Annotated in this window: 11 protein-coding genes; 4 read left to right on the top strand and 7 right to left on the bottom strand. The window is 75.7% G+C overall.

Annotated elements, in window-relative coordinates; genetic code table 11:
* From DKT69_RS06985 to DKT69_RS07015, 7 genes are all read right to left on the bottom strand, one after another.
* The coding region (locus DKT69_RS06985; RefSeq protein WP_146230997.1) for a transposase at nucleotides 1-563 on the bottom strand (563 nt) is incomplete at its 3' end.
* 215 nt (nucleotides 564-778) lie between these two features.
* Entirely contained in the window at nucleotides 779-1273 is a 495-nt protein-coding gene (locus DKT69_RS06990) for a nitroreductase family deazaflavin-dependent oxidoreductase (RefSeq protein WP_109800763.1), read from the bottom strand.
* 95 nt (nucleotides 1274-1368) lie between these two features.
* Nucleotides 1369-4083, bottom strand: coding sequence for an FtsX-like permease family protein (locus tag DKT69_RS06995; protein ID WP_109800756.1), 2715 nt, complete (start codon nucleotides 4081-4083; stop codon nucleotides 1369-1371).
* Nucleotides 4080-4811, bottom strand: coding sequence for an ABC transporter ATP-binding protein (locus DKT69_RS07000; RefSeq protein WP_109800757.1), 732 nt, complete (start codon nucleotides 4809-4811; stop codon nucleotides 4080-4082). The genes DKT69_RS06995 and DKT69_RS07000 overlap by 4 nt, the downstream gene beginning before the upstream one ends.
* A gap of 115 nt (nucleotides 4812-4926) precedes the next feature.
* Complete coding sequence (locus DKT69_RS07005) at nucleotides 4927-5511, bottom strand: PadR family transcriptional regulator (RefSeq protein ID WP_109800758.1); 585 nt, start codon at nucleotides 5509-5511, stop codon at nucleotides 4927-4929.
* A gap of 70 nt (nucleotides 5512-5581) precedes the next feature.
* Complete coding sequence (locus tag DKT69_RS07010) at nucleotides 5582-6031, bottom strand: ferritin-like domain-containing protein (RefSeq protein ID WP_109800759.1); 450 nt, start codon at nucleotides 6029-6031, stop codon at nucleotides 5582-5584.
* The gene (locus DKT69_RS07015; protein ID WP_201749524.1) at nucleotides 6028-6477 is read right to left on the bottom strand and encodes a hypothetical protein; all 450 of its coding nucleotides are present in this window, start codon (nucleotides 6475-6477) and stop codon (nucleotides 6028-6030) included. The genes DKT69_RS07010 and DKT69_RS07015 overlap by 4 nt, the downstream gene beginning before the upstream one ends.
* A gap of 234 nt (nucleotides 6478-6711) precedes the next feature.
* Between DKT69_RS07015 and rimP the strand changes: the two genes are divergently transcribed.
* From rimP to DKT69_RS07035, 4 genes are all read left to right on the top strand, one after another.
* The gene (rimP, locus tag DKT69_RS07020; RefSeq protein ID WP_109800760.1) at nucleotides 6712-7425 is read left to right on the top strand and encodes a ribosome maturation factor RimP; all 714 of its coding nucleotides are present in this window, start codon (nucleotides 6712-6714) and stop codon (nucleotides 7423-7425) included.
* Nucleotides 7422-8465, top strand: a complete 1044-nt coding sequence (gene nusA / locus DKT69_RS07025) for a transcription termination factor NusA (RefSeq protein WP_109800761.1) — start codon at nucleotides 7422-7424, stop codon at nucleotides 8463-8465. Before rimP ends, nusA begins: the two co-directional genes overlap by 4 nt.
* 16 nt (nucleotides 8466-8481) lie before the next feature.
* Entirely contained in the window at nucleotides 8482-8814 is a 333-nt protein-coding gene (locus DKT69_RS07030; protein WP_109800762.1) for a YlxR family protein, read from the top strand.
* Between the two features lie 93 nt (nucleotides 8815-8907).
* Nucleotides 8908-9148 (top strand): translation initiation factor IF-2 N-terminal domain-containing protein (locus DKT69_RS07035; RefSeq protein ID WP_236647378.1); only part of this gene is annotated, 241 nt, incomplete at its 3' end.

Consider the following 9148-nt stretch of genomic DNA (forward strand, 5'->3'; position numbering starts at 1 on the left):
AGCAACCCCTCCCCGCGGGGGCCGGCCACCGCGTACGGGTGGATGATCCCGAGGTCCACCCCGGCCACCCGGCCGGGGTCCGGTTGTTCACCGGGCGGGTAGACCGTCACCGGCACCTCGGCGGTCACGTCGAGGAACAGCCGCCCGCCCTCACACAGCAGGGTTACCGACCGGACCTGCTCGACCGGATACGGCACCTCCCGCGCCAGACGCACCCACAACGGCGACGTGCCTCTGGCGGTCGGGACTCGCACCCGCCGGCCGTCGAGGGTGAACGTGCCGTGATACCAGCGCACCGGCACCAACCCCCGCCGGCGACGCGGGAACCGGGCCGACAGGTCACCGGCGGTGCGGCGTTTCGCCGCCGCGAACCACGCATCGGAGAATCGGCGCAACACCGACCGGGCACCTGTGGTGTCCAGGTCGCCGAAGGTGCCCGGCCCGGACGCGGACAGCTCCCGGCACAACTGCTGATAGCCCACCAGCGGCGCGCCGCCGCGGTGGCGGCGCCACGCGTTGACCTCCAACGCACACGCCCACACGTCACCGGCCGAGCGCAGCAACCCGAAACACCGCCGCCGCTGCCCCGGCGTCACCCGCACAGCAACCCGGGCCGTGCGATGCACGACCCGCGGCAAGGCGGGATCCCGACGGCGAGGCACGAACCGAAGCCAACACCAGCCCTACGACATTTCCCAACCCCGACCAACCCGGCCAACGTTTGTGGTCAAAGCCCTAGCCAGGCCGCGGCGCCGGGCCCGGGTGGCGCGCCCGGAAGTCAGGACGGGTCGGCGCCGGTCCGTTCCGCGCCGACCGGGACCAGCCGGAAGATCCGGATCTCCCGGCCGCCGGCCCGCTCGACGTACGTCCGGTACGCGGGCCACTCGGTGACCAGCAGCTGCCACAGCCGGTCCCGCTCCGCGCCGGCGGCCACCTCGGCGCGTACCGCGACGCGGCGCCCCTTGACGTCCACCTCGGCGGCCGGCTGGGCGAGCAGGTTCATCGCCCAGCCGGGCTGGTGCCGCTGCCCCCAGTTCGACCCGATCACCACGTACCCGTCGCCGTCCGGCACGTACAGCAGGGGGTTGCTGCGGGGCTGACCGGAGCGACGACCGGTGGTGGTGATGACCAGGGAGGGCACCAGGCCCAACGCGACCACCCGGCCCTTCGTGAGCCGGCCGACCAGCCGGTCGGCGGGGACGAGCAGGCGCAACGTGGCGCCGAACCACTTCTGGTGGCCGAGCCGGCGCGTGAGGGTTCCCAGGACGGACACGGGCCGAGTCTGCCGGGTCCGCCGCCGAGGCGGCACCCACGCGCGGCCCACGCACTCGTGGGCGGCCCGGAGCGGCCGGTCCACATCGGAGCCGGTCACTCCAGCCGGCGCTCCACGGGCAGCCGGGACCGGGTCATGAGCCCCGCCCCGAGCATCGCCAGCAGCGGGACCACCACCAGCACGCCGAGGGTCAACCAGGGCACCACCACCGGGTACGGCGTCTCGACCGGCCACGCCGCGGCGTACCGGCGGTTCACCGAGGAGAGGATGATCAACGCCGAGCCGAGGCCGGCGACGATGCCCAGCGCCGAACCGAGCACCGCGATCACGCCGGCCTGGCAGAGTGACAGGACCCGGCGTACCCGTGGGCTGGCCCCCACTGCCGCCAGGGTGGACAGATCCCGACGCCCCTCGGCGGCGGCGAGCCCGGTGGCCACCCCGGCCGCGCCCAGGGTGATCACGCCGGCGCCGACGGCCAGCAGGAGCAGCAGCGGCCGCCGGTCCGAGTACGGCTGGTCCTGCTCCACCTGCACCTGCAGCGAGGCGAGCCGCGGCAGGTCGGCCACGAGTCGTTCCTGCTGCGCCACCGTCGGCGGCCCGGTGGTGTCGACGGCGTAGCCGAGCTGCTCGCCCGTCAGGCCGATCCGGGCCGCCGCCGCGGCGGAGAGGAATAGCCGGTCGACCGGCAGGCCACCGCGCAGCGCGTAGCCGGGCAGGGTGGCGGTGACGGTGGACGGCGGGTCCTGGCCGGCGGAGCTCCGGCTGGCGGTGACGGCCACCCGCCCGTCGACCACCTGCCGCGGGTCGTTCACCACCACCCCGCCGGCCCGCAGCACCCAGGTCGCGGTGGCCACCTCGGCGGCCGGGGCGCCGGTGAGCACGGGCAGGGCCGAGCCGTCGTCCACCAACGCCGGCAGGTAGAGGCCGTCCGGGCTGCGCGACGGCCGCGCGCAGCGCGGGTCGGCGAGGGCGCGCCGGCGCCCGTCGGCGGTCAGGTACCCGGTCAGCTCGTACGGGCACTCCCGGTCCGGCGGGACCACCGCCGCCACGTTGCAGTAGTCCTCGGGGGACGTCGGCGCGGCGCAGGCGGGCACGTCGACCCGGGCCACCGTGCCGTCGGGCAGGACGGCCCGGACCCGCTCGGCCACCTGCGCCACCGGCGGCAGCTCGGCAGCGCCGGAGTCCGACCGCAGCAGCAGCACGTTGCCGGGTGGGATGCCGGGCTGCCAGTCCGCCCGGGCCCGGGCCTCGTCGCTGGCCACGTAGACGCCGAGGGCGACGCTGCCGGCGACCGCGGCCATCACCGCGGAGATGGCCGGCGCGGCGGAGGAGCGGTTGCGGCTCGCGTCGCGCAGCGCGAGCCGCGGTGCCAGCGGCAGTAGCCGGCCGGCCCCGGCGAGCAGCCCGATCAACGTCGGGGTGCCGAAGACCAGTCCGAGCTCGCCGAGGATCAGCCCGGCCAGGATCACCGTCGGGGTGGTGCTGGCCGCGCCGAGCCCGGCGACGGCGGCGCCGCCGAGGGTGAGCAGCACCCCGACGACCAGCCAGCGCCGCCGGTGCCGGGGCGGGGTGCGCCGTCCGGCCAACCCGGCCACCACGTCCTCGCGGGCGGCGGCCCAGGCCGGAGCCAGCGCCGCGAGCACCCCGGCGAGCACCGCGACCGCGCCGATCGCGGCCAGCGCGGCCGGGAAGACGCGGTACCCGCCGGACCGGGCCGCGGTGACGTACTGCTCGACCAGCGGCCGGCCGGCGAACGCCGCGGCGGTGCCGAGCAGCAGCCCGAGCGCCGCCCCGCCGGCGCCGAGCACCACCCCGTCGGCCAGCACCACCCGGCGCAGGTGCACGTGATCCCCGCCGGCCACCGCGACCAGCGCGAGGTCCCGGCGCCGCCGCCGTACGCCGACCGCGAAGGCCGGCCCGACCAACAGCACCACCTCCAGCAGGCCGAGGCCGCCGACCAGCACCGCGTTGCCCGTGTCCGCCGCGTCCGGCAGCGGCGTGCCGTCGCCGGCGGCGTCGTCCCGGCCGGGAACGGCGGTGCGGGCGGTCACCGTCACGCCCCGCGCGTTCAGCCGGTCCACCAGCGCCGGGTCCAGCCGCCCGGGCACGTCCACCAGCCAGCTCTCGTCCGCCGGGGCGACCGGCCCGGCCGGCGCCTCCGGGCGCACCGCGACCACCTCGCGCAGGTTGTCCGGGAACTCCACCACCCCGACGACCCGGTACGGCCCGCCGCCGTCCGCGGTGCGGACCGTGCCGCCGAGCGGCACCCCCAGGCGGCGCAGGGCCCGCTGGCTGACCGCGATCTCGGTGGGCTCGGCCGGCGGCCGGCCGGCGCGCAGCCTGGCCAGCGGCCGGGCGACCGGATCGGTCAGGTCCAGGCTCCGCGCGTCGAACGACACGTTCCGGTCGTCGATCCGTACCTCGAACGGCACCCACCAGCGGACCCGGCTGACCCGGCTGCCCGCGGGCAGCAGCGCGGTGATCTCGGCGGCGGCCACCGGACGGGTACGCGGCACCGACTCGCCCTGGGCCGGCCAGGAACTCTCCCCCCAGGCGTCCTGGACCAGCGCGTTCTCGGCCGACCAGCGCAGCTCCGCGTCGGCGCCCCCGAGCCGCCGGTCCAGCTGTTCCGCCCGGGTCAGCTCCGCCATGTCCCAGCTCACCGCGGTGAAGCTGAGCGCCAGCACCGGCAGCGTGATCATCGCCAGCACCAGCGCGGTACGACGACGGGCCCGCCGTGCCTCCCGCCGCGCGATGCGCAGCGCCACCAGCCACGAGCCGACCGCCCCGGCGAACCGGCCCCGACTCACCGCCCGCTGCCGGTCAGCAGCTGCTCGACGCCGACCAGCGGCGCCGTCGAGTCGACCAGCACCCCGTCCCGGAGGAAGACCACCCGGTCCGCCCAGCCGGCGTGCCGCGCCTCGTGGGTGACCAGCACCCCCGCCGCGCCGGCGTCCACCCGGCGGCGCAGCAGGTGCAGCACCGCCTCCCCGGCCTGCGAGTCGAGCGCACCGGTCGGCTCGTCGGCGAGCACCAGCCGGCGCTCGTCCACCAGGGCCCGGGCGATCGCCACCCGCTGCTGCTGGCCACCGGACATCTGGTCCGGGAAGCGGTCGCCCAGCCCGGTCAGGTCCACCTCGGCCAGCGCGGCCAGGGCCAGCCTGCGGGCCTGCCGGACGCCCCTCCCGTCGAGTTCCAGCGGCAGCGCGACGTTCTCCGCCGCGGTGAGGCTGCCGAGCAGGTTGAGATCCTGGAAGACGTAGCCGACCCGCCGCCGCCGCAGCCGGGCCAGCTCCCGGCGGTCCAGCCGGCCGAGCGCCGCCCCCTCGACCAGCACCTCGCCGGTGGTGGGGCGATCCAGCCCGCCAGCGAGCGAGAGCAGGGTGGACTTGCCGGAGCCGGAGGGGCCCATCACGGCGACCAGCTCACCGGGGCGGACCGTGAGGCTGACCCCGCGCAGCGCATGCACGGCGGCCTCCCCGGCGCCGTGGGTCCGGTACACGTCCCGCAGCTCCAGCACCGCGCCCGCTTCGCTCACCGGACCGTCTCCGCTCGCGACTGCGGGGCTCGCAGGCCCGGCTCGCTCCTCGCGCTCACGGTGCTGGTCCCTGTTCGCGACTGCGGGGCTCGCAGGCCCGGCTCGCTCCTCGCGCTCACCGGCGGACCTCCTGGTCGGTGCGGTCCACCGCCCCGGCGTCGGGCGCCGGCGGACGGGACGGCGCGGGGCGGTAGCGGACCAGGCTCGTCTCGCAGTGGTCGAGCCAGCGGATCTCCGCCTCGGCCTGGAAGACCATCGCGTCCAGCACCAGCCGCCAGGGCAGGTCCTCCGGCTTGTCGCTGGCGTACTTCAGCCGGGTCAACTCCTGCAACGCCCGCATGGTGGCGCTGCGCTGGGTCTGCACCACCGCGCGGACGTCCACGCCCGGGGTGGTCAGCGCCAGGGCCAGCTTGATCGCCAGTTCGTCCCGGGGCCGGTCGGTGCGGCTGATCGGGGTGGCGAACCAGAGCGCCAGGTCCGCCCGCCCGGCGTCGGTGATCTCGTACGGCCGCTGCCCACCCTCGTGCTCCGGCAGCGGCCGGACCAGGCCGTCCCGCTCCAGCCGGGAGAGGGTGGTGTAGACCTGCCCGATGTTCAGCGGCCAGGTCGAGCCGGTCGACTCCTCGAAGGCGGCGCGCAGCTGGTAGCCGTACATCTGGCCGCGTTCGAGCAGGGCGAGCAGCCCGTGACGGATGGACATGGAAACGGAGTATGCATACCTGGTATGCGACCCGCAACCGGAACGCCCGCACCGTGAGCTGGGGCTCCGCTCAGACCGGGCGGCCGGGGAAGGGGACGGTGAGCGGGGTCACCCCGGCCGTCCGCCGCCACCGGGTGGCGCGCAGCGCGCAGTCGGTCAGCGCGGCCAGCGCACGGTTCCGGTCGGTGCCCGTCGTGTGCGGCAGGGCGGCCCGCCAGAACCCGGCCGTCCGCTCCTCGACCTCGACGGCCAGCTTGAGCGCGCTCGCCCGGTCGGTCACCGGGTAGGGCAGGGCGTACCCGGCCCGGTCGGCCGGGACCTGACCGCCGCCGGAGCTGAGCTGGAGGATCAGGGCGTCGCGGCGGGACCGGTGGGCCGCCTCGGCGGCGCGGGCGGCGGTCCGGGCGGCCTCGGCGAGGCGGACGCCGATCACGCCGTACGCCCAGATCGCCGCGTACTCGGCGGTGAGGGCGGCGGCGAGGGCCTCGGCGGGCCCGGCGGGTGCGGTACGCGGGATCACTTCAGCACCTCCAGGTGGGTCGCCCGGGCGGCGGCGATGGAGCCGAGCAGCGCGGCCCGCTCGGCCGGCGCGGTCGCGCACGCCTTCGCGGCGTTGTCCCGCCCGGCCCGCTCGGCCTCGCGCAGCCCGGGCAGCGGGTCGGCGGGGTCCGCGTCCCCGGACGGCGTGCCGCTCGACGCGCCGGACGGCAGCGGGCGGCCGATCACCCGGCGCAGCTCGTCGGCGTGGGCCTGGTGGGCGTCGGCGATCGGGGTCAGCGGGTCGGCCAGGGCCGGGTCGGCGGCGATCGCGGCCCGATGCCGGGCGGCCAGCTCGGCCGCCTCGGCGGCCAGCGGCTCGAGCGGATCGGGCGGCGGCGGCTTGTCGTCGCCCCGGTCGAAAAGATCACAGCCGGTCAGCGGTACGGCGGCACCGCCGACCACCACCAGCGCCCCGGCGCGCAGCACGTTTCGCCGGGAATGCCCCGGTGCCCCGTTGCGCTGTGTTGTTCTGCCCGTCGCCACCGGACAAGTCAACACCATCCGTGGCCGCCCGTGGGCCACCGGCGTCGGTGCGCCGCCGGGTCCGTCACCCGCCAGGCGCGTTACGCTCTGCGCAGCCACCGGGCGCGACCGCCCCGGTGGCGTGCCGGCATGGCGGGCCGAAGCGGACCGCAGCTCGATCAGGAGAAGGGGCGCCAGATGACGCAGCGTGGCCGTGCCACCAGGCCGACCGGGCCGTCCGGGCGACCCCGGCGGGCCGACGGGCCCCGTGGTGGGGACCGGGCCGGCGCACCGCGCGGCGGTGACCTCGGCGCCCGGCGCGCGCGGCTGCGCGAGGTGATCGAGCCGGTGATCGAGGGCGTCGGGTACGACCTGGAGGACCTCTCCGTCTCCCGGGCCGGCCGACGGCACGTCGTACGCGTGATCGTGGACGCCGACGGCGGGATCAACCTGGACGCCGTCGCGGACGTCTCCCGCGCGGTCTCCGCGGCGTTGGACGCCGCGGAGGAGGCCGGTGGCGACATCGTGGCGGGGGAGTACCAGCTCGAGGTCAGCTCGCCGGGCGTGGACCGTCCGCTCACTCTGCCCCGACACTGGCGGCGCAACGTCGGCCGGCTGGTCAAGGTGACCGTGCGCGGCGGGGCGGCGCTGCCCGAGCAGCGGGCCGCCGGGGACCGGCAGGTCACCGGCCGGGTGGTCGAGGCCGACGACGAGCGCGTGGTGCTGGAGACGGACGCCGGCCGCGCGGAGCATCGCTACGCCGACCTCGGACCCGGTCGGGTCCAGGTCGAGTTCACCCGCCTCGACGAGATCGACGAGGCGGACGAGTTCGACGACGCGGACGCAGCCGGCGCGGCCGGCGAGACTGACGACATCGACGACGAAGATGATGTGGAGGACGAGGAGAGGTGAACATCGACCTCGCGGCGCTGCGCGCACTCGAGCGCGAGCGGGAGATCCCGTTCGACACGATCCTCGCGGCGATCGAGACCGCGCTGCTGACCGCCTACCGGCACACCGACGGCGCCGAGCCGCACGCCCGGGTGGAGATCGACCGCAAGACCGGGGCCGCCCTGGTCTACGCCCAGGAGGTGGACGACGACGGCACCGTGGTGCGGGAGTGGGACGACACCCCGCACGACTTCGGCCGGATCGCCGCCATGACCGCGAAGCAGGTGATCCTCCAGCGGCTGCGGGAGGCCACCGACGAGGTGCACTTCGGCGAGTACGTCGGCCGCGAGGGCGACCTGGTCACCGGGGTGGTGCAGGCGCACGAGGCGCGGGTCGAGAAGGGCATCGTCAGCGTCGACCTGGGCAAGCTGGAGGGCGTCCTGCCGCAGTCCGAGCAGGTGCCCGGCGAGCGGTACACGCACGGCGAGCGGATCCGCTGCGTCGTGGTGCACGTGGCAAAGGGAATGCGCGGCCCGCAGATCACGTTGTCCCGTTCGCACCCGGCACTGGTGAAGAAGCTCTTCGCGCTGGAGGTGCCGGAGATCGCCGACGGCACCGTCGAAATCGGCGCGATCGCCCGTGAGGCGGGTCACCGTACGAAGATCGCGGTCCGCTCCACCGCCCCCGGCGTGAACGCCAAGGGCGCCTGCATCGGCCCGATGGGCCAGCGGGTCCGGGCGGTGATGAGCGAACTGCACGGTGAGAAGATCGACATCATCGACTGGTCGGACGACCCGGCGACCTTCGTCGGCAACGCGCTCTCCCCGGCCAAGGCGCTGCGGGTCGAGGTGGTCGACCTGGCCAGCCGGACGGCCCGGGTCACCGTGCCGGACTTCCAGCTCTCCCTGGCGATCGGCCGGGAGGGGCAGAATGCCCGGCTTGCCGCCCGACTGACCGGTTGGCGGATCGACATCCGGTCCGACGCGGAGCAGACCGAGACGGCCGGCCGGGGCGCAGCTGATCACGTGCCGGAGCCGGGCGGCGCGATCTCGAGCAGCTAGGGGTAGACTTTCTCCAGTGGTACGACGCGCGCTGCCGGAGCGCACCTGTGTGGGCTGCCGGAGACGTGCGCCGGCCAGCGAACTGCTGCGGATCGTCGCGGTCGGCGACGAGGCTGGTCACAGCCTCCGGGCCGATCCGGCCCGCAGACTGCCGGGTCGGGGGGCGCACATGCACCCGGATCCGGCCTGCTTCGCGCAGGCGGTGCGCCGCCGCGCCTTCGGGCGGGCACTGCGCATCACCGGGGTCGTCGATCACGGTGAGCTGGCGGAGCATGTTGACGCGCCAACCACTACGTCCGGTCAGCCCGACCGGACGAGGGTCGCTAGCAAGGTAGGACGACCGACATGAGCACACGATGAAGTCCCTGAAATGACCAGGCTTCAAGTGCAGGAGTGAGGTCGCTGCGGGTGCTGCCCGCACGACCTCGGAGTGAGGAGTGCAGTGGCAGGTAAGGCCCGCGTACACGAGCTGGCAAAAGAGCTCGGGGTCGAAAGCAAGACCGTTCTCGCCAAGCTGAAGGAAATGGGCGAGTTCGTCAAGTCCGCGTCCAGCACCGTCGAGGCGCCCGTCGCCCGACGGCTGCGTGGCGCATTCGTCGCGTCCGCCGGTGGCCCTTCGGCGCCGGCCGCCCCCGCGGCGGCCGCGTCCGCTCCGGCGGCGACCCCGACGCGCTGCGGGAGCG

The organism is Micromonospora sicca, assembly GCF_003172935.1.
Taxonomy (GTDB): Bacteria; Actinomycetota; Actinomycetes; order Mycobacteriales; family Micromonosporaceae; genus Micromonospora; species Micromonospora sicca.

Coding starts and splice junctions, on each gene's coding strand:
- DKT69_RS07005 (WP_109800758.1), bottom strand. CDS start 5,511: ATGTCCATCCGTCACGGGCTGCTCGCCCTGCTCGAACGCGGCCAGATG.
- rimP (WP_109800760.1), top strand. CDS start 6,712: ATGACGCAGCGTGGCCGTGCCACCAGGCCGACCGGGCCGTCCGGGCGA.